The following is a 24,687-nucleotide window of genomic DNA, read 5'->3' as shown; positions in this document are numbered from 1 at the left end:
GGGTCACCTCAATTCTACTTCAAGTGTAGCCCATAGGGCGGCTGTCCGCAATAAAGCCAGCTTTACATCTGGAGGTTCCTAATGTAAGATAGTATCGATTTGACAAGACCTCAGGAGGTAAGCTGGCATGCTGCACGAACCAACGAAAATTCCGCAGGCGACGACAAAACGCCTGCCGCTATATTACCGTTTTATCCAGAATTTCGCGAACGCCGGACAAAAGCGGATTTCATCGCAGGAATTGAGTGAAGCGATGAAAATCGATTCCGCTACGATCCGCCGCGATTTTTCCTACCTCGGGGCATTCGGCAAAAAAGGCTATGGCTACGATGTCCAGGGCTTGCTTGAATTCTTCCGCAAGACTTTGGATCAAGATGAAGCGACGAACGTTGCGTTGATCGGCGTCGGCCATCTCGGCAGCGCATTCCTCAAATACAATTTTCAGCGCAACCACAATACGAAAATCGTGCTGGCTTTCGATACAAACAGTCCGCTTGAAGGCGAACGGATCAGTGGCATCGACACTTATCATCCGGACCGCATTGAAGAGAAGATCACCGAATGCGGCATCGAAGTGGTCATCCTGACTGTGCCGTCGAGGTCAGCACAAGAAGTGACCGATCGCCTTGCGAAAACTGACATCAAGGGCATACTAAACTTTACGCCGGTGCGCATTGCAGTGCCGGACCATATCCGCGTACAGACCATTGACTTGTCCGTCGAGCTGCAGACGCTGATCTACCAGATCAAGCAGCATTGACTTAAAATCTTCACATTTGAAGGGTTTCTCGAAATAGCCAAAAGGGCTCGAATGATGTAGAATAGAGCCATAATACAGGAGGTGCCTCGTATGCCAGGTCCAATGAGTATCATCGTTATCGGAGTTGTTGCTTTACTTGTTTTCGGCCCTAAAAAGTTGCCGGAACTCGGGAAAGCGTTTGGTTCGTCTTTGCGTGAGTTCAAAAATGCTACAAAAGGACTTGTAGATGATGACGACGATCAGAAAGTAGATTTGAAAAAGAAAGAAGAGCAAAAGGAAATACGTTAGGATGTTTGTCTGATGACAGAAAAAGATATGACCTTAGTTGAACATATAGTTGAATTGAGAAAACGGCTCACCATTGTAGTCGTTTTCTTTGTATTAGCGCTCATTGTCAGCTTTTTCCTTGCCCAACCGTTGATTCAGTATCTGCAATATACAGAAGAAGCGAAAAATCTTACCTTGAACGCGTTCAAAATTACGGATCCACTCAAGATTTTTATGCAGGTAACGATGATTTTAGCGTTGATCTTCACTTCGCCCGTGATCATGTATCAATTCTGGGCGTTTATCAGCCCGGGACTTCTTGAAAAAGAACGGCGAGCGACGCTAAGCTATATTCCGTTTTCCTTAATCTTGTTTTTAGGCGGGATCGCTTTTTCCTATTTGGTCCTGTTTCCTTATGTAATCGGTTTTATGCTGAATATCTCTGACAACATGGATATCCAGGAAACCATCGGGATCAATGAATATTTCCAATTCCTGTTCCAAATCACCCTGCCGTTCGGCTTGATTTTCCAGCTGCCGGTATTGATGCTGTTCCTGACAAGGCTCGGTTTTATTACGCCGATGCTGATGACGAAATACCGCAAGTATTCGTATCTTGGATTGGTGATCATCGCGGCGTTCATCACGCCGCCGGACATTGTCTCACATATGATTGTTACACTGCCGTTAATCGTGCTTTATGAGTTCAGTGTCGTCATCGCCAAAATTGGCTACCGCAAGTTTTTGAAAGCAGAGCAGCAGCAGCAAATCATCGAACAACAAGAAAGCCTTCCACCGAATTAAATCGGGGAAGGCTTTTTTTGTTATGCAGTTGTTATTGGATTTTCTCCAATTCTTTCAAGAATCCTTGGATCTTATCCATGTTGAGCTGGATGGCCATGACATAGCCGTTCAGCAGGATGTGCGCGATAATTGGAGTGATGATGCGTTTTGTTTTCTGGTAAAGGAATGCGAGCACCAGGCCGGTGGAAAAATACGTCAGCAAGTGTGTCATTTCCATGTGGACAAGCCCGAACGCCAATGCACTGACGGCAGTAGCAACCCAAAAGTTCGTTGTTTGGTTCAGTGAGCCGAAAATGACGCGGCGGAATACAAGTTCTTCAAGGACCGGGGCGAATAGGACGATTGCGAGTATCGTAAGCGGCACAACTTCAGCAACGCTGACGAGCGCCATCGTGTTCTCCGATCCGGGATCGATGCCGATGGCCATTTCAATCATGACAGCAAGCGACTGCCCAATTAGCAGCAGCAAGAAGCCGAGGGCTCCCCAAAGGAATGCCATCGGTAGGCTCGTTTTTTTGCCTTTCCAGATATCGAAAAAGCGCTTGTCCCGAAGCACGAGGATTATGGTGGCGACAAAGCCGATGCCCATGGAGCTGACGATGAGCCAACCGGTAGTGGTCATCCGTGCTGTTGTTTCCTCGAGGCCTTGTCCCTCGAAATAACCCATGGTAGGTGCGATGAAGAATGCCGGTGCTAGCTGCATCACGATGAAGATGAGCAGGACATAAAGCGGCGTCTTTTTTGTCTGGCGTTTGGCGGTGACGCTCAGTTTGCTTTTGCCGTTGCGGCTTGTATCGGTCTGCGCTTTTAAATTCAATTTCATTTCAGGTAGATTCCTTTCGTTAATGCATGCTCCTTCTATTGTAGAACTTTCACCGGGCGACCGCAAAGATTTAAAAAAAGAGAATGTTTTGACTTGCAAAAGAGAGGCGGTTTTATTAAACTGAGAAGTGGGTTAGCACTCGGGTGTTGAGAGTGCTAAGAAATATTTATTTAGATAATCTGAGGAGGGTGTTTCAATTGTTAAGACCATTAGGAGATCGCGTAATTATTAAGCTTATCGAAGCTGAAGAAAAAACTTCAAGCGGGATTGTATTGCCGGGATCGGCACAGGAAAAACCGCAGGAAGGCAAAGTGATCGCTGTTGGCAACGGACTTATCCGCGACAATGGACAGCGCACTGAATTGGACGTCCAAGAAGGCGACCGGGTCATCTTCTCGAAATATGCAGGATCTGAACTTAAATACGAAGGCAATGAATACTTAATCTTGCGCGAAAACGACATTTTAGCTGTATTAGGCTAAGCCATATATTCCTAATATTACGCAAAACGGCTCGCTTGCCGCGGGCGAGCGCCAAGCCGCTTCGTCGCTGCGCTCCTGCAGGGTCTCGGCTGTCTCGCTATCCCGCAGGCGTCTTCGCCGTTTTGCTCCATATTATTAACCGGGTGAATAACAATATAGAATGTTTTAACAAGATAGAGGAGGAAACTAAACATGGCAAAAGAGATTTTATTCAGCGAAGATGCACGCAGCCAGATGCTGCGCGGTGTTGATAAATTGGCAGATGCAGTGAAAGTGACACTTGGGCCGAAAGGGCGCAACGTTGTACTTGAGAAGAAATTCGGTTCACCCCTCATCACAAATGACGGCGTAACGATTGCGAAAGAAATCGAGCTTGAAAACCCGTTCGAAAACATGGGCGCGAAATTGGTGGCGGAAGTCGCTTCTAAAACGAATGACATCGCAGGAGACGGTACGACAACGGCAACGGTCCTTGCGCAAGCAATGATCCGTGAAGGACTGAAAAACGTCACTGCAGGCGCGAACCCTGTCGGCATCCGCCGTGGGATCGAATTGGCTGTCGCAAGCGCTGTGGAAGGCTTGAAAGCCGTTTCCCAGCAAATCGAAGGCAAAGAATCGATTTCACAAGTGGCAGCTATTTCTTCCGGTGACGCTGAAGTGGGCAACTTGATCGCTGAAGCGATGGAGCGCGTCGGCAATGACGGTGTGATCACGCTGGAAGAATCACGCGGCTTCACGACGGAATTGGACGTTGTAGAAGGCATGCAATTCGACCGCGGCTACCAGTCGCCATACATGGTGACGGATTCGGACAAAATGGAAGCAGTCCTTGAAAACCCGTTCATCCTTGTCACTGACAAGAAAATCGGCAACATCCAGGAAATCCTTCCAGTGTTGGAGCAAGTTGTTCAGCAAAGCAAACCGTTATTGATCGTAGCGGAAGACGTTGAAGGCGAAGCGTTGGCTACATTGGTCGTCAACAAATTGCGTGGAACGTTCAATGCTGTAGCTGTCAAAGCTCCGGGCTTCGGCGATCGCCGCAAAGCGATGCTTGAAGACATTGCAGCATTGACAGGTGCGGAAGTCATCACGGAAGACCTTGGCTTGGAATTGAAAACGACGAACATTGCACAGCTTGGCCGTGCATCGAAAGTTGTCGTATCGAAAGAAAACACGACAATCGTTGAAGGCGCTGGAGACCAGCAGCAGATTGTTGCCCGCGTGGCGCAAATCCGCAACCAGCTGGAAGAAACGACTTCAGAATTCGACAAAGAGAAATTACAGGAACGCTTGGCAAAACTTGCCGGCGGCGTAGCAGTCATTAAAGTTGGAGCGGCTACTGAAACAGAATTGAAAGAACGCAAATTGCGCATTGAAGATGCTTTGAACGCAACGCGCGCAGCAGTAGAAGAAGGAATCGTTGCAGGCGGTGGTACAGCGCTTGTCAATGTATACAATAAAGTCGCGGAACTTCTGGAAACAACAGAAGGCGATGAAGCAACAGGCGTCAAAATCGTTCTTCGCGCGTTAGAAGAGCCGGTTCGCCAAATCGCAACGAACGCAGGCCTTGAAGGATCGATCATTGTTCACCGCCTGAAATCGGAAGAAATCGGCATCGGCTTCAACGCAGCGAACGGCACTTGGGTCAACATGCTTGAGCAAGGAATCGTCGACCCGACGAAAGTGACGCGTTCTGCACTTCAAAACGCAGCATCCGTTGCAGCGATGTTCTTGACGACTGAAGCAGTCGTAGCAGACATCCCAGAACCAGCAGGCCAAGGCGGCATGCCTGATATGGGCGGTATGGGCGGCATGATGTAATCATCAGCCTTCCGGAAAAACTCCCTCTCACTAAGTGAGAGGGAGTTTTTCTATTCTGTTGGGTAAAATATTAAAATGATTTTCTGAAAATGTGTTGTAATGAAATGGATCGTCTGCTATTGTATTAATCACATCAGATTACTCGGTATTAAATTTCCGAGTATACATAAATTCTTATCTAGAGAAGTGGAGGGACTGGCCCTTTGAAGCTTCGGCAGCGGAACTAATTGGAGAACATTCCGATTTGTAACTGTGCCAAATCCAGCAGGTGCCCTAGACAGCACTTGAAAGATGAGAAGAGCCGGACCGTGAGCCCCTCTTCTTAATTATGGAGAGGGGCTTTTTTCTATTCAATGGATTGAGAGGAATGAGGAGTAAAAGGTATCGAACCGCCGAAATGTTTTACATCATTTCCAGTTTATAAAATTGCCGCATATGCAACTGGTTTAGATTTGTCAGGGGCAGAGTAAAATAATGAAAAACAAGGAGAGATAGCAAATGAAAAAGCGATTAATTGGTATGTTGGGGCTTTCAGCTTCCCTATTATTAGCGGGCTGCGGCAATGATCAAGCTTCCGGAAGGGATACGAAAGAAGTGCGGGTCGGTTTCGGAGTTGGCACTTATGAGCAGCAATTCAAAGAAGGCATCTTGCCCATCTTAGAGGAGAAAGGGTACACCGTTGATACGACAACCTTCTCTCAGAATATGCAGTTGAATCCGGCAATGCAAGAAGGTTCAATTGATGCGAGTATTTTTCAGAGTACAGCTTATATGGAAGGGATGAATGATGAATTAAACATGAATATGACCGGTATTGCTTTTGTGCCGAGTGCCCCTCAAGGATTATATTCTAAACATCATCAATCCCTGGATGAAGTGAAAGACGGATCAACCGTAGGGGTGCCGAATGATCCGGTAAACCAGGAAAGAGCGGTGCGTATTCTTGAGGAGTTAGGATGGGTGACTGTCTCGTCTGATGCAGGGGTTACAGATTTCAACCTGAAAGGTGTTGAAACAGCCGATTACGACATTGACATTAAAGTATTAGACCCTGCTCAAATTCTAGTATCACTGCAGGACATTGACTTTGGGGTCGTCAATGGCAATTATATTGCCAATGCTCCGGACCGGAAAATTACAGATGCCCTCAAGATTGAAGATACACCTGAGCAGCACCGGATTGTTGTAACGATTGAGGAAGAAAACGAGGATACAGAATGGGCGAGAGATTTGAAGGAAGCATATGAATCAGAGGAATTTAAGGAATACATCGAGTCGAATGAACAATATGACGGGTTCATCTTAACAGAGGAATGGGATCAATAAATAAGAACCCGTATTAGAAAAAGAAAGGTGAAGTGTACATGGATATCACAGCAGATAAGACCTTTGAAGAGCGTTTGCAGTTACTGACACATACGGTTGCCTCATTCTCAGAAAGAGCAGCCGAAAACGATCTTGAAGGAAGGTTTCCATTTGAGAATTTTAAAGAACTGAAAGCAATCCATTATCCTTCATTGACGATTCCAGCGGAGTACGGAGGGGCAGGCATCTCATTATATGAGATGCTGCGCTACCAAGAAGTTATCAGTAAGGCTGACGGATCCACAGGATTGTCCATCGGCTGGCACATGGGAATCATTAAAGATCTGGGAGAAAAGAATAGATGGAAAGAGTCTATGCTGAAAAAACTATTTGACGATATCAGAGAAAATGGGACATTGATCAATAACTGTGCGACAGAAAAGCAAACAGGAAGTCCGACAAGGGGAGGAAAACCTTCTACAACAGCTAAAAAGGATGGACGGCATTGGGTTATCGATGGCAGGAAGACGTTTACGACAATGGCTCCCGTATTGGATTATTTCAACGTAACAGCTGCGATTGAAGAGACAGGTGAAATTGGATTTTTCCTCATCCCACGCTCAAAAGTAGGGGTAGAGATCGAAGAAACGTGGGATAGTATAGCCATGAAAGGTACAGGGAGCCATGATTTGATATTGAATAACGTCAAGCTTGAGGAAGACTCATTAGTCGAAATTCTCGAACCTGGAAAAAAACAGGCAGCTGGATGGCTGCTTCATATTCCGGCATGCTACCTCGGCATTGCACAGGCAGCGCAGGAGTATGCCATCAGTTTTGCAAAAGAATACTCGCCGAATAGTCTTAACGGCCCGATTCTCGACCTGCCGAATGTTAAGCAAAAGATTGGCCAAATCGAATTGGAACTAGTCAGAGCGAGACATTTTCTATATTCTGTAGCGAAGCAGTGGGATGAGTCGAATGAAGAGGAACGATCAAAGATGAATCCGGAATTGGGAGCCGTGAAGGTAGCTGTCACCAATTCAGCAATCACCATTGTTGATTTGGCAATGAGGGTAGCAGGTGCTCATAGTTTATCAGAAAAGAGCCCACTGCAAAGATATTACCGGGATGTGAGAGCGGGCCTTCACAATCCACCTATGGATGATATGGTTATTCCGTTGCTTGCTGACTATGCGATTGGAAACCAGGCTGTGAAAAAAACTTTGAGTGAACAAGTCATTAAATAGCAACTAGAAGCTCTCCCGTTTATTCCACCCTCCATAAGAACTCGTTCAATTTGATTCATATTAAATTCATGAATATTCTTCTTATCTACTTCTTTTAGAAGAAATGAAACATCAAAAGAGCGCTGACCCTTTATTGGATCACCGCTCTTTTTTAGTATGAGCATTCGTCTCGCGCCTTAGGAAATTACGAACGTTTCAACTAATTATTTTGGCGGCTGCAACCATCAAGGAAATAGGCTATATAAGTTCAAATTATGTCTGCGCTTACAAACGTTCTTGTTGAGTTTGCGCTTATATGACACCTATCACTAGCCTCCCATAGGTGCGTCAGGTAAGTTATCCGTAGCAGAGAATTGCTTCCGATACGGAATTGCATTTAAAGGAGAATTTTTTTATGAAGAAAATAGCTTGGATAACGGATACAGCTGCGCAATTGGATGAAGCTTTCATCCAAAAACATCATGTATATGTCCTGCCTCTTAGTGTTGTTTTTGACGAAGGGTCATATCGGGAGTCCATCGACCTTACACAGGAAGAGTTTTATGATAAATTGCGCTTAGCGAAAGTCTCGCCTAAAACTTCGCAGCCAGCAATTGGAGAAATGCTTTCTTTATACGAAAAATTGCAGTCCGAAGGATATGATTTTGCGATTGCTTTACACTTATCAAGTGGACTTTCTGGCACATTTGAAAGCGCGCAGTCGGCTGCGGAAATGTCAGACTTCCAAGTGTATCCGATTGATTCGAAAATCGGTTCTTTTCCGATGGTGAAAATGATTGAAATTGGCGATAGCCTGTTGGCAGAAGGCAAGGACGTAGAAGAAGTTGTTGCGACAATAAAGGATATGACAGCTAAATCGCATTTATCTTTTATACCTTCAAGCTTGAACCAATTGCATAAAAGCGGTCGGGTTTCCGGCACACAAGCATTCTTAAGCAATATCCTGAACATCAAACTGGTCATTACGTTTGTAAATGGAAAAACGGTCATGAAAGAAAAAGTCCGTTCAAACAAGCGGGCAAAAAATACCGTGACTGATGCACTTCGCGCGGATAGGGCGAAAGGCACTGTACCGGAAGTTGCGGCTATTCATTGCAATAATGCGGCTGACGCAGAAATATGGAAGGACGAGCTTTTGCAGGAGTTTCCGGGCTTAAAAGTACAAGTTGTTCCACTTAGTGTATGTGTCGGGGTACATGCGGGGGAAGGAACTACGGGGTTAAGCTGGGTTGCTTATTGATTTTTTATTATAAACGGTTAAAAAAGAGGCGAATCCACAATGGGTTTGCCTCTTTTTAATCGGCTCCTTGATTAGCAGAAATCTTATTAAACAGCCTTTAGCTATATATGTTAAAATTTAAGAAATAAAGTAAAATTTTAGTTTAATCAACTGAGAAGTAAAACATGACAATAATCGAGGTGCATGATGGTAATAACGGTACAAGACTTGCAAATGTATAAGAATTTTGATGAGCTGGCTGAAGATGTCCTTGATCTTGCAAAAGAAATTCTGCCTGACCAATTGATTTACTTAACTTCATTCAGCGATACGCAGCAAATTATTTTGAAGCTGTCAGATCTTGACACAAGTATTCTTCTGACTGAAGGAATGACAATAAACCTTGAAGAGACAGTATGTGATCGAATTGATTTTGAAAAAAAACAGCCATTAATTTATGAGGATATTAAAAAAGCTTGTCCGAGTGATTTAAAAAAAGTACTCGAAGGAGCCAATATCAAGTCATACTTAGGGATTCCGATTTCCCGCGTAAACGGGGAGCGGTTTGGAACTTTGTGTGCAGTGCATCACGAAGAAAGCCATTTCAACAGCAAGAGCATAGTTCTGCTGCAAAGAATAGTCAGGATGTTTTCATATTATTTGGATCTGGAGCGCTTTGCCTATAGAGATTCTTTGACTGAACTATACAACAGGCATTATCTTTCGAAGTTTTTTGAAACCAATTCCATAAACGGAGGAGCGCTATACTTTCTTGATTTGGATGGATTTAAAAAGGTGAATGATGTGCATGGTCACGATACGGGGGATCTAGTGTTGAAGGAAGTCGCTCAGAGGCTCCAAAACTTTGTGAAAGAGTATAATGATGCTTTTGTCGTTAGATTAGGGGGAGATGAATTCATCATAAATTTCTCTGGCATCTCTAGCAAAGAGGAAAGCAGTAAGCGAGCGGAACAGTTGCTTAACGGTTTAAGTACATGGGGTGCCGAATATGAACTCTCCACAAGCATTGGCATTGCAACTTATCCTGCCGATAATGAAAACAATTTAAACACGCTTCTTAAAAATGCAGACGATGCCTTATATCGTGCAAAAAAAGCCGGAAAGAACACGTATAAGTTTTTTTAAGCAATTTTTCTAAAATAATCAAAAGGCATACTTTTTTCATTACAAGTAATATAGGAGACCCTTTCCTAAAAAGAGTGGTAAAAGGAGCTTACAAGATGGGCGAAACAAGCCAATTGCAAAAGACCTACAATCAATCCACATACAAGTTGGCAAATCATAGTGCACGCAATGTTCATGTGTTAAAAGAAGCCTTCCAAAACGTGAACGATGATTTGGAAAGTGATATGTATGGGAAAGGCCGGATTATTGAGGATTTCCAAGAGAAAATGGCTGCATTATTAGGGAAAGATGACGCCGTTTTTTTCCCCAGCGGCACAATGGCGCAGCAAATTGCTTTGCGCATATGGTGTGATGAAAAAGGAATAAAAAAAGTGGCTTATCACCCGCTGAGCCATTTAGAAATTCATGAAGAAGATGGGTTAAAAGAGCTGCATGGCATTGAAACGGTTTTGCTTGCGGATCGCCATCGTGTAATCGATCTGGATGATGTGATAAAAATGGAGGACGGGATTGCGGCCGTGTTGCTGGAATTGCCTCAACGTGAAATAGGCGGACAATTACCGAGCTTCGAAACGCTCGAACAGATTTCGCAGTATTGCCGGGAAAAGCAAATCAGGCTGCATCTTGATGGAGCGCGGTTGCTTGAAGTTCTCCCTTATTACCAAAAAACTGCGGCCGAAGTATGTGCTTTGTTTGATAGCGTTTACTTGTCTTTATACAAAGGGATTGGTGGAATCGCCGGCGCCATATTAGCTGGCGATCGAGATTTTATTCAGCAATCGAAAGTTTGGAAAAGGCGGCATGGCGGCGATCTGATTAGTTTATATCCTTATATCATCTCAGCAGATTATTACTTTGACATTCGCGCTCATAAAATGGGACAGTATTTCGAAGAGGCAAAGGAAGTTGCTGCATTGTTCAATTCTTGTTACGGTATCTCCACGCTTCCGGTTGTTCCTGTGTCCAATATGTTCCATGTCCATTTTCCGTATGCCAAAGAGCGGGTAGAAGCGGTTTTAGCCGAGTTGGGACAAGAGATGGAAGTAGGAATAACCGGCCGTTTAACAATGGTTGATGAACAGTCTTGTTATTTTGAATTTAGCATGGGAGACCAATATTCAGAGATCCCTAAAGAACTCGTCACCAGCTTATTTGAAGGACTGGATCAAAGCATGACACATCATTTTAAGCCTTAGATATGGATGCCACCCCCCTCAACAAAGGGTTGAGGGGGTTTTTGTCTTTTCAAAACGCGCTGCTTTCCACAAATGCGTGACTCGTGTAAACTATATAAGGTTAAGAAAAGATAGAATGATTTTGCAGATTTAATTTATTTACAGCATAGATCTTGGATGTTGGGCTGACCTCTCATCCTGTAACGAAAGGATTGGAATTTAAATATGAAAGAGAATTTTTGGCGTGATTTGCCGCGGCCGTTTTTTGTATTGGCGCCGATGGAAGATGTCACGAATGTTGTGTTTCGCCATGTGGTGGCTGAAGCAGCACGGCCGGATGTATTTTTTACAGAGTTTACGAACACAGAAAGCTATTGCCACCCGGAAGGCATTTTCAGTGTGCGCGGACGCCTGACGTTCACGCCGGATGAACAGCCGATGGTGGCTCATATATGGGGCAATAAACCCGAGCATTTCCGGGACATGAGCATCGGGATGGCGGAACAAGGCTTTAAAGGGATTGATATCAATATGGGCTGCCCAGTGCCGAACGTGGCTGCAAAAGGAAAAGGCAGCGGCTTGATTCGCTACCCGGACAATGCAGCGGAGATCGTACAAGCTGCAAAAGCGGGCGGATTGCCTGTCAGTGTCAAAACGCGCCTCGGCTATAGCGACGTGGAAGAATGGAGAGGCTGGCTGACGCATATTTTGGAGCAGGACATCGCCAATTTGTCGATTCACTTGCGCACCAAAAAAGAAATGAGTGCGGTGCCTGCGCATTGGGAACTGATTCCGGAGATCAAGAAACTCCGTGATGAGATCGCACCTGATACATTGCTGACGATCAACGGGGATATTCCAGATCGCCAAGCAGGCCTCGAGCTTGCCGAAAAATACGGCATCGATGGCGTCATGATCGGGCGTGGGATTTTCCACAATCCCTTTGCTTTTGAGACAGAGCCGAAAGAACACAGCACCGAGGAATTATTCGATCTCTTGCGCCTGCATTTGGACCTGCACGATAAGTATTCAACGGAAATCGAGCCGATTTCGTTCAAACCGCTCCGCCGTTTCTTTAAGATCTACGTGCGTGGCGTCCGTGGAGCGGGTGAGTTGAGAAACCAATTGATGTATACCGAGACGACAGATCAAGTGCGGGCTTTGCTTGATGCTTTTGGGGAAGAAGAAATTACTGCGCCAAAGCCGGTATTGTGAAATCAGCTGTGCAATAACTGCTGATTAGAAGCCGGTACGTGCTATAATGAAGAACTTAGGACGATTGCGGCTTTTGCTCATAAGTGAACGAATGGCCCAACGCCTATCAATAAACCATAGAGGTGTAAAAAATGAATAAACGATGGACGATCGATAAAATCAGAACGTTTGTGGAGAAAAATTCCGATAGCAAATTGCTGTCGACGGAATATCACGGGTTTTCACAAAAGCTGCTTTTCAAATGTGCATGCGGCAATAATTTCGAAAAGACATTTACAAAGTTTAATAAGAATGACCAACGCAAATGCGACGTGTGCCAACCGCCAAAAGAACCGCGCGGCGCGTAATGCAAAGCGAAGCACCCATTTCCCGCAACGGAAATCGGTGCTGTTTTTATTGAAAGGCTTGCGATATGCTATGATTGACTTTGACGAGACAACTGCATGAATCAGCAGTTTGCCCAGGAGGTATAGGGATGGATAACAACGATTTACTCATAAGATTGCGCTACGCGCTCGATATCAAAAACCATGACATGGTGGAAATCTTTAAGCTTGGCGGCTTAAAAGTGTCAAAAGAAGATGTCATGAAAATGCTGACGAAAACCCCTGAAGATTACGATGGCCAAGCTGGCGGCATTATGGGCGAGGACGAATTCAAGGATTATTTGAGCGTCAGTGACGCAACATTCGAGTCATTCCTGAACGGATTGATCATTTTTAAACGAGGCAAGCAGGAGCCGAAGCCGGGCCAGCCCGACAAGCCCGCTTTGACGAATGAACCATCAAAAAACTTGCTGTTGAAGAAAGTGAAAATCGCGCTGCAGCTGACGAGCGAGGATATGCTTGAAATTCTGGCACTGGCTGGCGTGACGGTCACAAAGAGCGAGATGAGTGCGATGCTGCGCAAAGAAGGGCATAAAAACTACAGCGTTTGCGGCGACCGCTATGCGCGCAATTTTTTGAAAGGCCTGGGCCTGAAATACCGTAAGTGAAGAAAATAGGAAAAAACGCAAACCCAATTCCGGGTTTGCGTTTTTTTGTGCTCAATGCAGATTGTTTTGTGTTTCTTCCATATAATGTTCGAGGCGGTCGAACGTTTCGGTCATTCCTTCGACAGCTCCCATGTCAGTGACTTTGCGCAGGTCTTCTTCTGAGTCGAACACGGTGCGGCTAATAATGCGCGTGCCGTTTTCTTCTTCCACGAATTCGTCGATAATTTTCATAGCGGGAAGGCCTTCGGCGTCATTGCCTTCTTCATCAGAAAATGTATCTGTATACGTAAGCAAATGGGGTTTTTCGACTTTGTCATAAATTGCTTTGCCCCATGCCTCCTCACCGTTTTCCGAGCGCATGCAATAATGCCAGATGCCTCCAGGGCGCACGTCCATCTTATAGTTTTCCGTCGTCCAGCCGTTCGGACCCCACCAATTCTTCACGTGCTGCGGTTCCGTATACATCGTATACACAAGCTCCGCGGGTGCGTTGAAAAACCGTTCCATAACGAGTTCAGTGCCTTCGATCCGCGTCGAGGCGCCATTCGATCCATTATTCGCTGACATGTAAATTCCTCCTTCTGATTTATGTGCTTTCTTTGTCTCCGTCTCCGGGCGGCAGCGTCCAATCTTCAAAGGGAAGTTTTCTTAATAACTCCATAATAAAGAATTTGTGCTCGAATGAAAAGTCTATTCGCAAGAAATTATTTGAATTCATAGAAAATAACAATTTCTAAATTCCATCAAAATGATTATGATAAATAAGGAAGAATTTTTTACAGTGAAGGGGATAAATGAAATGAAATGGCTGCCGACACGAAAGAATAAGGTGGACGCCTTTTGGCAATGGTTTTTGGACAATGAGGAAAGTTATTTTGAGCTGGCGGAAGAGGAAAGAGAAGAGCTTTTCGATTTGCTGCACCGCAAGCTGAAAAAGGTCAATAAGCATCTGGCGTTCGAATTCAGTGCAGAGCCGGAAGATGGCAAGCGCGAGTTCATCATTAGCGCGGATGGGATGGTGGAGGCCTTTGATGAAGTCTTCGACTTGCATGAAACGGCGCCGGAGCTTGAGCGGTTTACCGTCATCCCTTTCCGGCAAGCCTCTGACGAAGAGTTCAGCGTCAATTGGGGCGATATGAAATTGACAAGGGATGACGTCTATTACACCGCGCTCAAAGACCTGGAGCGCGAGGAAGTTAGCTTGAACCTTTATATCAAAGGGCTGACCGAAGAGAACAATGAGGAGTTGATTCCGGTGGTGTTCATTCTGCTGGATTCAGTCATCGGCGAATACAATATGGGCGTGCACGTCGGCAACATCGAGTTCCGGCCATTCGAAGCGCATCCGAAAGCGCGGCCAATCCAAACTTTGAAGGAATTGTTTCCAGACAATAGCCTGTGAAGGATTTTGAAATAAAGCGCGTGACGGATTTTATTGCCAGGAGAAAGCATTGCCCATGCCGTATAGTATAAAAAAGGTATTTTCATGATTTTTTGTTCGTTGCTGCGACAGGCGGTACACAAAAGATGAAAGGCGTGATGGTTGATGCAGCTTATTGTTTTGGTGTTTGGCATAATAGCTGTGGCGCTGTATGCCTATAAAAAAAGCTTGCCTTCAGAAGGCAGGAATGAGAGCCGGACCAAAAACGCAGGGGCGAATTTGGCTGTGGTGACAGCGGAGCGGATTGAGGAGTTGCCGGAGCCGGTGCAGAAATGGCTGGTATGGAGCGGTTCGGTCGGCAAAGCGGAAGTGCGCAGTATGTACTTGGAGCAGACAGGGCAAATCAAGCTGAAGCCGGAACAGAAGCATTGGACTCCTGCCAAAGCGGAGCAGTATTCAACTTTCGAGCCCCCGGAATTCACGTGGAAAGTGGATATGAAGATGGCACCTGGCATCCATATCAGCGGAAAGGATGTCTTCCGCAACGGGCGCGCACAGATGCGCATCAAATTCAACGGCATCATGCCGCTGTCGAAGACTGAAAACAGCCCTAAGACGAACCAATCGTCGCTGCAGCGCTATTTAATGGAATTATCCTGCTGCCCGCCGGCGGCATTAAGCTCTTACGTCAGCTGGCAAAGAGTCGATGAGACGACGGCGACAGCAATGATGGAGCTGAACGGTGTGTCCGGCAATGCAGATTTCCATTTCAACGCGCAAGGAAAATTAGAATCGGTCAAGGCATGGCGCTATAAAGACAGCAACGAAGGGGCCGAGATGGTGCTCTGCACCGCGAATATCCTAAGTTATATGGAAGCAGGCGGCATCAAGGTGCCATCTAAGATGGAGATTGTTTGGAACCTGCCGGAAGGGCCATTTACTTGGTACGAATTCGAAGTCAGTGGCGTCCATTTCAACGAGCCTGCGCCTGCAGGGCGGCATTGAGCAGGGAATTAGTTTATCTGTCAAATGACAAGGGAAAAGACAGGTTATGGAAAGCCACAGCTAGCAAGCTGGGGCTTTTGTTCGTGATAAACTGAGGGAATGGGAGTGTAGAAGATGAATTATCGGGACATTGGAAAGACGGATATGAACGTCAGTGAATTGAGTTTTGGCACGTGGGCAATCGGCGGCGATTGGGGCAGCAACGACGACAGCGAATCGCTGCGCGCCCTCGATTATGCCATGGATGAAGGGGTGAACTTTTTCGATACCGCAGACGTTTATGGCGGGGGCCACAGTGAAGAGCTATTGGCAAAAGCCACCAAAGGCAAAGAATCGGACATCATGATCGCGACGAAATTCTGCCGCGCAGGTGATGTCCATGATCCCGCGACGTATTCGGAAGAAAGTGTCACGGCATATTGCGAAGCCAGCTTGCAGCGATTGGGGCGCGAAGCGATCGATTTGTATCAAATCCATTGCCCGCCGATTGAGATTTTGCGGGATGGCCGGGTCTTCGAAAGGCTGGATAAACTGAAGGCACAAGGAAAAATCCGCCATTACGGCGTCAGCGTTGAAACGGTTGAAGAAGGCTTGCTTTGTCTTGAAAACCCCAATGTCAGCAGCCTGCAAGTCATTTTTAATCTGTTCCGCCAAAAACCGCTCGAGGAATTATTCCCGAAAGCGTTGGAGCAGGGCGTCGGCATTCTGGCACGTGTGCCATTGGCAAGCGGCTTGTTAACCGGAAAATTCACCAAAGACGCCGAGTTCGAAGCGGCGGACCACCGCAATTTCAACCGCGACGGCCAGGCATTCAACGTCGGTGAAACATTTGCCGGCCTGGAGTTCAACAAAGGCGTCGACCTGAGCAATGAATTGAAATGGATTGCGGAAGGGCGCGGCAGTATGGCGCAAGCTTCGCTAAAGTGGATTTTGGAACACGATGCGATTTCATCAGTCATTCCGGGTTTCAAAAATGTGCGCCAAGTAAAAGACAATCTGCAGACGTTGGATGCCGAAGGGTATTCAGCCGAAGAGCTGGAGCGTCTGTCGCAATTCTATAGAGAAGAAGTAGCCGGGGCAATTAGAGGCCCTTATTAAGGGTGAAATTTCTGGAGAGCCTTATCTCGAAGAAATTCCCTTCATTTGAATCAGAAAAAGCTTTGCCGTCTATCGGTGAAGCTTTTTTTTTGCAGCAAATGGTTCAAATGTAGGATAAGCTGTTGTAACTTTTGTATGGGCGCGTTAAACTTAAATGGGAATTAGTGGTTTATTTATTAAAAATATAACAACTTAAAACTATTTGTAAAAATTATTGAAATATTACGCTATTAGTTTTTTGAACTAGCAAAGAATAGGGAGGTAAAAAAATGGCAGATTTACGAGTGCCCGAAAAGCGCTTTCGGCCAGAATTGGAAGGAATACGCGCGGTGGCAGCTCTTTTGGTGGCCATCTATCACATTTGGATCGGGTCGGTGTCCGGTGGGGTCGATGTCTTTTTTATCGTCTCAGGGTATTTGATCACAACATCTCTTTTGTCGCGGATGGTGCGGGAGGGCCGTATCAATTACGCGGAAAACTTGCTCGGGCTGGCAAAGCGGTTGTTTCCGCTGGCGTTTACAGTAATAGCAGTGAGCGCAGCGGCGTCGATTTTTCTCTTGCCGATGAGCACGTGGAAGCAGACAATCGCGGAATTGTTTGCCTCAATTTTTTATTTCCAGAATTGGCAGCTCGCGAATAGCGCGGTTGATTATTTGGGGCAGAACAACCAAGCGAGCCCGTACCAGCATTTCTGGGCGTTGTCGATTCAAGGCCAGTTTTACGTGACGTGGCCAATCGTCATCACGCTCGTGTACCTTCTCGCGACGAAAATTTTGAAGACACCGGTGCGCAAAACGTTGCTTGGGGTGCTGGCGGCTATTTTCTTCGCTTCGCTCAGCTACTCGGTTTACATCACCGCTGTCAATCAGCCGTGGGCGTATTTCGATACATTTGCACGCGCCTGGGAATTCAGCCTCGGCGGGATGCTTGCGCTGCTGCTGCCGTATTTGAAGTTTCCGGATCGTGCGCACCTCATCATGGGATGGTTGGGCCTTACGATTATCGCGTTTACGGGGATGCTGCTTCCGGTGTCGACTGTGTTCCCGGGCTTTGCAGCGCTGCTGCCGACAGGTGGGGTGATCTTGGTCATCATAGCGAGTGAAAACGGCAATCTCTTCGGTGTGCAGAAATTGCTCGGTTCGAAGCCGTTTCAATACTTCGGCAGCATTTCCTACGGCTTTTACCTCTGGCATTGGCCATTGCTTGTTTTCTATTATGCCTTTTTCAACACCGAGACGGTTTCGCTGTTTGGCGGGCTCAGCATTTTGGCAGTGACGTTCGTGCTGTCGATCGTTACGATTTGGCTCGTCGAAGCACCTGTGCGGCAGATGCCGGTCAAGCAATCGAAAAAACGTTTGACGAAAGTACTCGTCACACTGATGATGCCGGCCATTCTGGTTGGCGTGTCGTGGAGCGTCTTTGTCCAGGCAAGCAGCAGCGTCGCCGTTCCTGTCGTAACCGAAGACAATCCAGGCGCCCGTGCTGTTTCGGAAAACATCCAGCCGGCGATTGAAGCCGAGCTCAAGCCGGATTTTCTGACTGCGAAAGAAGTGCTGCCGGCCTTTTATAATGACCAGGACTGTACTTCCTCCGGCAGCAAGAACGCTAAATTGAAGGAATGCTCGTACGGTGTGACGGAAAATCCGGAGCATGTGCTTGCATTGGTCGGCGGTTCACATTCAGGGCACTGGTTCCCGGCGCTTGAAGAAATCGCGGAAGAACTGAATATGCGTATCGATGTCTACAACAAGGATGCATGCCGCTTCACGAACGGCGATTTCGATGGGTTATTAACGGAAGCATGCATGACATGGAATGATCAACTCCATCAGCGGCTCATGGAAGATCCGCCTGATTTGATTTTCACAACGGCGAACGTAAGTTCCAAAGCAACCGTGCCGCAGGTTTATATCGACAAATGGAAGCAATTTGAAGGTGTAACTGATATTTTTGCGGTGCGCGACAATCCACGGATGAAAGTCGACCCGACGCTTTGCCTTGATGCCTCGACTGTAGAAGACTGCTCCGTGCCGCGCAGCGAAGCGCTGGCCGCTGTAGCACCGTGGGAAAACACGGAAGGCATTCCGGGCAACGTGACATTTGTGGACATGTCGGAATATTTCTGTATTGATGATCTGTGTTCGCCGGTAGTTGGCAACGTGCTCGTCTACCGAGATAAGCATCATTTGACGACACTCTACTCCAAAACTATGGGTCCGGCACTAAAAGAGCATCTTGAGCCGGTGCTCAAGAAGTAACTGAAACGATAAACGCACCGCCAGCAAGCTAATTGCCGGCGGTGCGTTTTTTATTCTTCCATTTGTGTGGAGGGTCCTTGTTTAACGCTAATAAACAGAAAGTTCTCTGTTTTTAGACGAATTTTCTTGACCAGCGTCCCGTATGCAGGTAAGATTTTAAGAATACAAAAACTGCATAGTGAATTCTTATCGAGAGAAGTTGAGGGACTGGCCCTGTGACGCTTCAGCAACCAGCCATTCGTGGTCAGGTGCTAAATCCAGCAGGCATGCAATGGCCTGGGAGATGAAAAGGAACGAGTTTAACGACCGTAAAGCCTTCTTTTTCATGGAGGGCTTTTTTCTATATACAGGAGGGTGAGCGGCATGAAGTTATTGGATGCATTGAAAACGCGCGTGTTGACAGGGGACGGTGCGATGGGGACGCTGCTGTATTCGTACGGCATCGAGTATTGCAACGAGGAGCTGAACCTGCAGCGGCCGGAAATCGTCAGCAAGATCCACCAGGATTACATCAAAGCGGGAGCCGATATCATCCAGACAAATACGTACGGTGCGAATGCCCATAAGCTCGCGCGCTACGGCCTTGAAGAGCAAGTGAAAGACATCAACCTCGCTGCGATCGATATTGCGAAGCGCGCCGCGTCGCCTGGCGGGCAATACGTCTTCGGTACAATTGGCGGCATTCGAGGCATGCGGAAAAGTGATGCCACGATGCAGGAAATCATTGCGATGGTCGACCAGCAGGCGCAGCATTTATTGTCAGGCGATCCGGACGGCTTGCTGCTCGAGACGTATTACGATTTTGAAGAGCTTGCTGCGACGGTCACGCATTTGAAAAAGATGACGGATACCCCGCTGATTGCGCAAGTGTCGATGCACGAGCCGGGCATCCTGCAAAACGGCATGTCGCTGAACGAAGCACTGCACCAGCTTGAAGCGCTCGGAGCGGAAATCGTCGGCGTCAATTGCCGCCTCGGCCCGCACCATACGATCCAAGCATTCGAAGAAGTGTCGCTGCCGGAAAAAGCCTTCCTGTCGGCCTATCCGAACGCCAGCTTGCTCGACGTGGAAGACGGCCGCATTGTCTATGAATCGGAAGCCGATTATTTTGGCCGGGCTGCATTGTTGTTGAGAGAAGAAGGGGTGCGCCTCATCGGAGGCTGTTGCGGCACGACGCCGAAGCATATCGAAGAAGTGAAAAAGCGCATGCGCAATTTAGTGCCGGTGACAGAAAAGCAAGTGGTGGCGAGAAAGCCGATCGTCATCCGCGAAGCGGAAGCGCTCGACGCCAAGCCGCTGCACGAAAAAGCGAAGACGGAGCGCACGATCATTGTCGAACTCGATACGCCGCGCCATTTGGACGTCTCGAAATTTATCGAAGGCTCGAAGGCGCTGAATGCGGCGGGAGTCGATGCAGTGACGATGGCCGATAATTCGCTTGCTTCGCCGCGCATTTCCAATATGGCAATGGGCTCGATTTTGAAGCAGCAGGAAAACATCCGGCCGCTTGCGCACATCACGTGCCGCGACCGCAATTTGATCGGCCTGCAATCGCATTTGATGGGGCTTGACGCACTTGGCATGCATGATATCCTGGCAGTCACGGGAGATCCGACGAAAGTCGGTGATTTCCCGGGAGCGACAAGTGTCTATGACGTTTCCAGCCTGGAATTGATTCAGCTGATCAAAAAGCTCAACGAAGGCATTTCGTTTTCCGGCAAGCCGCTGCGCAAAAAAGCGAACTTCTCAGTGGCGGCGGCATTCAATCCCAATGTCCGCGTCGTCAGCCGGGCGGTCAAGCGGCTGGAACAGAAAATCGACAGCGGCGCAGATTATTTCATTTCCCAACCGGTGTTCACAAAAGAGAAAATCATTGAAATATACGAAGAAACAAAGCATTTGAGCACGCCGATTTTCCTTGGCATCATGCCGCTGACAAGCATCCGCAGTTCGGAATTCCTGCACAACGAAGTGCCAGGCATCAAGTTATCGGAAAATGCGCTTGAGCGGATGCGCGCATGCGGCGACGACAAGGAACGGGCGACGGCTGAAGGCATTGCGATAGCGAAGGAATTGATCGATACTGCGGCTGGCCTATTCAATGGCATTTACTTGATCACGCCATTTTTCCGCTACGAAATGTCCGTGGAATTGATCAATTACATCAGGCAACTAGATTTGAAGAAAGAAGGCGAAAGCAGCCATGTCCAAAACACTTATTGAACAGCAGCTTGAAAAACGGATCTTGATCATCGATGGCGCCATGGGAACGATGATCCAAAACGCCGATTTATCAGCGGAAGATTTCGGCGGCGAGGAATTTGACGGCTGCAACGAATACTTGAACATTGTACAGCCGGGCGTCATCGAAAGCGTCCATAAAGCCTATCTGGAAGCGGGAGCGGACATTCTTTGTACGAACACGTTCGGCGGTACGCCGGTGGTGCTCGACGAGTATGGACTTGGAGACCAGGCAACCGACATCAACCGCCGTGCTGTAGAAATTGCCAAGAAAGCGGCTGCTGACTATTCCACCCCTGAATGGCCGCGCTTTGTCGCAGGCGCGATCGGACCGACGACGAAAACTTTGTCGGTGACAGGCGGCATCACATTCGACGCATTGCGCGAAGATTTTTATGTACAGGCGAAAGCGCTGGTTGAAGGCGGCGCGGACTTGATCTTGCTTGAAACGAGCCAGGACATGCTGAATGTCAAAGCGGCGACCATCGGCATCAGGCAGGCTTTCGAAGAGGTAGACAAAGAATTGCCGATCATGATTTCAGGGACCATCGAGCCGATGGGCACAACGCTTGCCGGGCAAAGCATAGAAGCATTTTATATTTCCATTGAACACGTCAAGCCGTTGTCGGTCGGTTTGAACTGCGCAACGGGACCAGAATTCATGACGGACCATTTGCGCTCGTTGTCCGAGCTATCCGACGGCTTTGTCAGCTGTTACCCGAATGCAGGGCTGCCGGACGAAGAAGGCCATTACCACGAAACGCCGGAATCGCTGTCGAAAAAGCTGCGGGGCTTTGCTGAAAAAGGCTGGCTCAACGTAGTCGGCGGCTGTTGCGGTACGACGCCTGCGCACATCAAGGCTGTGAGAGAAGCAGTGGCTGGGCTGCCGCCGAGAAAACCGGACCAAACCGGGCATGGGCATGTCTTGTCCGGTATCGAACCGCTGCAATACGACGATTCGATGCGTCCGCTGTTTATCGGGGAACGCACGAACGTCATCGGTTCGCGGAAATTCAAGCGGCTCATCGTTGAAGGGAAATTCGAAGAAGCTTCTGAAATCGCACGCGCCCAGGTGAAAAACGGGGCACACGTCGTTGACATCTGCCTCGCGAACCCGGACCGCGATGAACTCGAGGACATGGCAAACTTCATGCACGAAGTGGTGAAGAAAGTCAAAGTGCCGCTCGTCATCGATTCAACGGACGAAGAAGTAATCGAAGCGGCGCTGAAGTTTTCGCAAGGTAAAGCGATCATCAACTCGATCAATCTTGAAGACGGCGAAGAGCGCTTTGATGCCGTTATGCCGCTGGTGAAGAAATACGGGGCGGCGGTTGTCGTCGGAACGATTGATGAGCCGGGTATGGCAGTGACGCGTGAACGCAAACTGGAAATCGCAGAACGCTCGTATGATTTATTGGTCAACAAATGGGGCCTTGCGCCGGAAGACATCATTTTTGATCCGCTCGTGTTCCCGGTCGGCACCGGCGATCAGCAATACATCGGTTCCGCGGTCGAGACGATCGAAAGCATTCGCCTGATCAAGGAAAAATTGCCGCGCACATTGACGATCCTCGGCATCAGCAATGTATCGTTCGGCTTGCCGCCGGTCGGCCGGGAAGTGCTGAACGCGGTATATCTTTACCATTGCACGCAGGCGGGGCTCGATTACGCCATCGTCAATACGGAGAAATTAGAGCGCTATGCGTCGATTCCTGAAGCGGAAATCAAGATGGCCGATGAATTGCTGTTCACGACGACAGACAAGACATTAGCGGATTTCACCGATTTTTACCGCGACAAGAAAAAAGAAAAAAGCGAAGACGACATTCCGAAAACTGTTCCCGACCGCCTCGCTTATTATATTCTGGAAGGCACGAAAGAAGGGCTCATTCCGGACCTTGAAAAAGCGCTCGGCATGTACGATACGCCGCTTGATGTCATCAATGGGCCGCTGATGGCTGGCATGGCGGAAGTGGGACGCTTATTCAATGACAACCAGCTGATCGTCGCCGAAGTGCTGCAAAGCGCAGGCGTCATGAAAGCCGCGGTTTCATTTCTTGAAGGCTTTATGGAGAAAAAAGCCGCGGACGATACAGGCAAAGGGAAAGTGGTGCTTGCCACGGTCAAGGGCGACGTGCACGACATCGGCAAAAACCTGGTCGACATCATCCTCAGCAATAACGGCTTTAAAGTGATCGACATCGGCATCAAAGTGACGCCGGCGACGCTGATTGAAGTTATCAAAAAAGAAAAGCCGGATATTATCGGGCTGTCAGGCTTGCTGGTGAAATCCGCCAAGCAGATGGTGCTGACCGCGCAGGACTTCAAGGAAGCAGGCATTGATGCACCGATCTTGGTCGGGGGTGCTGCCTTGTCGAGGCGCTTCACTGAAACGAAGATCGCCGCTGAATACGACGGCCCGGTCATTTACGCGAAAGATGCCATGCAAGGCTTAGACTTGGCCAACCGCCTGCAAAGCGGGGCAGGAAAAGCCGTGCTGCTGGAAGAATTGGGGGCGCAGCAAGAAAAGCGCCAGGCATCCGAAGCGGCAAAAGCCGCCAAGCCAGCTGTTGCGGTAGCGGAAAAACCGGTGAAGACTGTGCGCGAAGATGTGCCAGTCTTTGTGCCGAACGACTTGCGCCGCCGTGTCTTAAAAGAGTATTCGGTTGCGCATTTGTATCCATACGTCAATATGCGCACACTGATCGGCCATCATCTCGGATTGCGTGGCTATAGCGATAAAATGCTGGTGCAAGGCGATCCGCGCGCGGTTCAGCTCCACGAATTGGCAACGGAGTTTCTTGGCTCCGGCATTTTGAAGCCGTCCGGTGTTTATCAATTTTTCCCGGCACAAAGCGACGGCGACGATGTCGTCATCTACGACCCGGCAGACGGCAAGACGGAAATCGAGCGCTTTACTTTCCCGCGCCAGGCCGCCGAGCCGTTCCTATGCCTTGCCGATTACTTGAAATCCGTCGGCAGCGGCGAAATGGATTATGCCGCATTCATGCAAGTCACAGCGGGGCATGGCGTCCGGAACGAAGCGGCGCGCTTGAAAGAAGCCGGCAAGTTCCTGGAAAGCCATGCGCTGCAGGCGACGGCGCTGGAACTCGCGGAAGGTTTCGCTGAACGCATCCACCAGGAAATCCGCGACCAATGGGGCTTCCCGGATGCTACCGATTTCTCGATGCGTGACCGCTTTGCGGCGAAATACCAGGGGCAGCGTTTTTCATTCGGCTACCCGGCCTGTCCAAATCTGGAGGACCAGGCGAAACTGTTTGGCCTCATCAAGCCGGAAGACATCGGCGTCCATCTGACCGAAGAATTCATGATGGACCCGGAAGCGTCCGTTTCGGCGATTGTCTTCGCCCATCCGGATGCACGGTATTTTAATGTGGAATAAAGGAGGAGAGGGAGTGCGGACAGTATTCCCTGGATTTCGGACA

21 protein-coding genes and 2 riboswitches are annotated in these 24,687 nt (G+C 48.1%); of the genes, 19 read left to right on the top strand and 2 right to left on the bottom strand.

The window, feature by feature from the left end:
* Nucleotides 1-127 precede the first annotated feature (127 nt).
* The 3 genes from AC4EHB_RS12740 to tatC all read left to right on the top strand — a co-directional run bounded on the left by AC4EHB_RS12740 (nt 128) and on the right by tatC (nt 1,831).
* Complete coding sequence (locus AC4EHB_RS12740) at nt 128-760, top strand: redox-sensing transcriptional repressor Rex (protein ID WP_490975664.1); 633 nt, start codon at nt 128-130, stop codon at nt 758-760.
* Nucleotides 761-850: 90 nt separating this feature from the next.
* Nucleotides 851-1,048: a twin-arginine translocase TatA/TatE family subunit gene (locus AC4EHB_RS12735; RefSeq protein WP_490975665.1), complete on the top strand. Its 198-nt coding sequence runs from the start codon at nt 851-853 to the stop codon at nt 1,046-1,048.
* 12 nt (nt 1,049-1,060) lie between these two features.
* On the top strand, nt 1,061-1,831 hold the full coding sequence (gene tatC, locus AC4EHB_RS12730) for a twin-arginine translocase subunit TatC (RefSeq protein WP_490975666.1): 771 nt from the start codon (nt 1,061-1,063) through the stop codon (nt 1,829-1,831).
* Nucleotides 1,832-1,862: 31 nt separating this feature from the next.
* Here the strand turns inward: tatC and AC4EHB_RS12725 are convergent, their stop codons facing one another.
* Nucleotides 1,863-2,654: a CPBP family intramembrane glutamic endopeptidase gene (locus AC4EHB_RS12725; RefSeq protein ID WP_490981749.1), complete on the bottom strand. Its 792-nt coding sequence runs from the start codon at nt 2,652-2,654 to the stop codon at nt 1,863-1,865.
* Nucleotides 2,655-2,851: 197 nt separating this feature from the next.
* Between AC4EHB_RS12725 and groES the strand changes: the two genes are divergently transcribed.
* The 10 genes from groES (at nt 2,852) to AC4EHB_RS12675 (ending at nt 13,258) form a co-directional block, all read left to right on the top strand.
* On the top strand, nt 2,852-3,136 hold the full coding sequence (gene groES, locus AC4EHB_RS12720; RefSeq protein ID WP_490975668.1) for a co-chaperone GroES: 285 nt from the start codon (nt 2,852-2,854) through the stop codon (nt 3,134-3,136).
* 192 nt (nt 3,137-3,328) lie between these two features.
* The gene (groL, locus tag AC4EHB_RS12715) at nt 3,329-4,957 is read left to right on the top strand and encodes a chaperonin GroEL (RefSeq protein WP_490981748.1); all 1,629 of its coding nucleotides are present in this window, start codon (nt 3,329-3,331) and stop codon (nt 4,955-4,957) included.
* Nucleotides 4,958-5,128: 171 nt separating this feature from the next.
* Nucleotides 5,129-5,255: riboswitch (SAM riboswitch) on the top strand.
* Nucleotides 5,256-5,455: 200 nt separating this feature from the next.
* Nucleotides 5,456-6,283 (top strand): MetQ/NlpA family ABC transporter substrate-binding protein, encoded by an 828-nt coding sequence (locus AC4EHB_RS12710; protein ID WP_490981747.1) that lies wholly within the window; start codon nt 5,456-5,458, stop codon nt 6,281-6,283.
* 38 nt (nt 6,284-6,321) lie between these two features.
* Nucleotides 6,322-7,509 carry an acyl-CoA dehydrogenase family protein gene (locus tag AC4EHB_RS12705; RefSeq protein WP_490981746.1) on the top strand — a complete coding sequence of 396 codons (1,188 nt, stop codon included), beginning with the start codon at nt 6,322-6,324 and terminating at the stop codon, nt 7,507-7,509.
* A gap of 394 nt (nt 7,510-7,903) precedes the next feature.
* On the top strand, nt 7,904-8,749 hold the full coding sequence (locus tag AC4EHB_RS12700; protein WP_490981745.1) for a DegV family protein: 846 nt from the start codon (nt 7,904-7,906) through the stop codon (nt 8,747-8,749).
* 186 nt (nt 8,750-8,935) lie between these two features.
* Nucleotides 8,936-9,874, top strand: coding sequence for a GAF domain-containing protein (locus AC4EHB_RS12695; protein ID WP_490981744.1), 939 nt, complete (start codon nt 8,936-8,938; stop codon nt 9,872-9,874).
* Nucleotides 9,875-9,969: 95 nt separating this feature from the next.
* Entirely contained in the window at nt 9,970-11,070 is a 1,101-nt protein-coding gene (locus AC4EHB_RS12690; RefSeq protein WP_490981743.1) for a threonine aldolase family protein, read from the top strand.
* 204 nt (nt 11,071-11,274) lie between these two features.
* Nucleotides 11,275-12,264 (top strand): tRNA dihydrouridine synthase, encoded by a 990-nt coding sequence (locus tag AC4EHB_RS12685; RefSeq protein ID WP_490975684.1) that lies wholly within the window; start codon nt 11,275-11,277, stop codon nt 12,262-12,264.
* Nucleotides 12,265-12,395: 131 nt separating this feature from the next.
* The gene (locus tag AC4EHB_RS12680) at nt 12,396-12,611 is read left to right on the top strand and encodes a hypothetical protein (protein ID WP_490975685.1); all 216 of its coding nucleotides are present in this window, start codon (nt 12,396-12,398) and stop codon (nt 12,609-12,611) included.
* Between the two features lie 128 nt (nt 12,612-12,739).
* Nucleotides 12,740-13,258 (top strand): YehS family protein, encoded by a 519-nt coding sequence (locus AC4EHB_RS12675; protein ID WP_490981742.1) that lies wholly within the window; start codon nt 12,740-12,742, stop codon nt 13,256-13,258.
* A 51-nt stretch (nt 13,259-13,309) separates the two neighbouring features.
* Here the strand turns inward: AC4EHB_RS12675 and AC4EHB_RS12670 are convergent, their stop codons facing one another.
* Nucleotides 13,310-13,825 carry an SRPBCC family protein gene (locus tag AC4EHB_RS12670; RefSeq protein WP_490981741.1) on the bottom strand — a complete coding sequence of 172 codons (516 nt, stop codon included), beginning with the start codon at nt 13,823-13,825 and terminating at the stop codon, nt 13,310-13,312.
* Nucleotides 13,826-14,057: 232 nt separating this feature from the next.
* Between AC4EHB_RS12670 and AC4EHB_RS12665 the strand changes: the two genes are divergently transcribed.
* From AC4EHB_RS12665 to metH, 6 genes are all read left to right on the top strand, one after another.
* Nucleotides 14,058-14,660, top strand: coding sequence for a hypothetical protein (locus AC4EHB_RS12665; protein WP_490975688.1), 603 nt, complete (start codon nt 14,058-14,060; stop codon nt 14,658-14,660).
* A 144-nt stretch (nt 14,661-14,804) separates the two neighbouring features.
* Nucleotides 14,805-15,644 carry a DUF6920 family protein gene (locus AC4EHB_RS12660; protein ID WP_490975689.1) on the top strand — a complete coding sequence of 280 codons (840 nt, stop codon included), beginning with the start codon at nt 14,805-14,807 and terminating at the stop codon, nt 15,642-15,644.
* Nucleotides 15,645-15,758: 114 nt separating this feature from the next.
* Nucleotides 15,759-16,742, top strand: a complete 984-nt coding sequence (locus tag AC4EHB_RS12655) for an aldo/keto reductase (protein WP_490975690.1) — start codon at nt 15,759-15,761, stop codon at nt 16,740-16,742.
* Between the two features lie 269 nt (nt 16,743-17,011).
* Nucleotides 17,012-19,000: an acyltransferase family protein gene (locus tag AC4EHB_RS12650; protein WP_490981740.1), complete on the top strand. Its 1,989-nt coding sequence runs from the start codon at nt 17,012-17,014 to the stop codon at nt 18,998-19,000.
* 183 nt (nt 19,001-19,183) lie between these two features.
* Nucleotides 19,184-19,290, top strand: a riboswitch (SAM riboswitch).
* 73 nt (nt 19,291-19,363) lie between these two features.
* Nucleotides 19,364-21,223 (top strand): bifunctional homocysteine S-methyltransferase/methylenetetrahydrofolate reductase, encoded by a 1,860-nt coding sequence (locus AC4EHB_RS12645; protein WP_490981739.1) that lies wholly within the window; start codon nt 19,364-19,366, stop codon nt 21,221-21,223.
* Nucleotides 21,204-24,644, top strand: a complete 3,441-nt coding sequence (metH, locus tag AC4EHB_RS12640) for a methionine synthase (RefSeq protein WP_490981738.1) — start codon at nt 21,204-21,206, stop codon at nt 24,642-24,644. The genes AC4EHB_RS12645 and metH overlap by 20 nt, the downstream gene beginning before the upstream one ends.
* The last annotated feature ends 43 nt before the right edge of the window (nt 24,645-24,687 follow it).

The organism is Planococcus sp. TJ-302 (assembly GCF_058268455.1).
The sequence above is the reverse complement of the archived record's forward strand: the minus strand, read 5'-3'. Positions and strand labels throughout refer to the sequence as shown.

Coding starts and splice junctions, on each gene's coding strand:
- AC4EHB_RS12645 (WP_490981739.1), top strand. CDS start 19,364: ATGAAGTTATTGGATGCATTGAAAACGCGCGTGTTGACAGGGGACGGT.
- tatC (WP_490975666.1), top strand. CDS start 1,061: ATGACAGAAAAAGATATGACCTTAGTTGAACATATAGTTGAATTGAGA.
- AC4EHB_RS12725 (WP_490981749.1), bottom strand. CDS start 2,654: ATGAAATTGAATTTAAAAGCGCAGACCGATACAAGCCGCAACGGCAAA.
- AC4EHB_RS12665 (WP_490975688.1), top strand. CDS start 14,058: ATGAAATGGCTGCCGACACGAAAGAATAAGGTGGACGCCTTTTGGCAA.
- AC4EHB_RS12690 (WP_490981743.1), top strand. CDS start 9,970: ATGGGCGAAACAAGCCAATTGCAAAAGACCTACAATCAATCCACATAC.
- AC4EHB_RS12700 (WP_490981745.1), top strand. CDS start 7,904: ATGAAGAAAATAGCTTGGATAACGGATACAGCTGCGCAATTGGATGAA.
- metH (WP_490981738.1), top strand. CDS start 21,204: ATGTCCAAAACACTTATTGAACAGCAGCTTGAAAAACGGATCTTGATC.
- AC4EHB_RS12685 (WP_490975684.1), top strand. CDS start 11,275: ATGAAAGAGAATTTTTGGCGTGATTTGCCGCGGCCGTTTTTTGTATTG.
- AC4EHB_RS12670 (WP_490981741.1), bottom strand. CDS start 13,825: ATGTCAGCGAATAATGGATCGAATGGCGCCTCGACGCGGATCGAAGGC.
- AC4EHB_RS12680 (WP_490975685.1), top strand. CDS start 12,396: ATGAATAAACGATGGACGATCGATAAAATCAGAACGTTTGTGGAGAAA.
- AC4EHB_RS12660 (WP_490975689.1), top strand. CDS start 14,805: ATGCAGCTTATTGTTTTGGTGTTTGGCATAATAGCTGTGGCGCTGTAT.
- AC4EHB_RS12655 (WP_490975690.1), top strand. CDS start 15,759: ATGAATTATCGGGACATTGGAAAGACGGATATGAACGTCAGTGAATTG.
- AC4EHB_RS12705 (WP_490981746.1), top strand. CDS start 6,322: ATGGATATCACAGCAGATAAGACCTTTGAAGAGCGTTTGCAGTTACTG.
- AC4EHB_RS12740 (WP_490975664.1), top strand. CDS start 128: ATGCTGCACGAACCAACGAAAATTCCGCAGGCGACGACAAAACGCCTG.
- AC4EHB_RS12735 (WP_490975665.1), top strand. CDS start 851: ATGCCAGGTCCAATGAGTATCATCGTTATCGGAGTTGTTGCTTTACTT.
- AC4EHB_RS12710 (WP_490981747.1), top strand. CDS start 5,456: ATGAAAAAGCGATTAATTGGTATGTTGGGGCTTTCAGCTTCCCTATTA.
- AC4EHB_RS12650 (WP_490981740.1), top strand. CDS start 17,012: ATGGCAGATTTACGAGTGCCCGAAAAGCGCTTTCGGCCAGAATTGGAA.
- groL (WP_490981748.1), top strand. CDS start 3,329: ATGGCAAAAGAGATTTTATTCAGCGAAGATGCACGCAGCCAGATGCTG.
- AC4EHB_RS12695 (WP_490981744.1), top strand. CDS start 8,936: ATGGTAATAACGGTACAAGACTTGCAAATGTATAAGAATTTTGATGAG.
- AC4EHB_RS12675 (WP_490981742.1), top strand. CDS start 12,740: ATGGATAACAACGATTTACTCATAAGATTGCGCTACGCGCTCGATATC.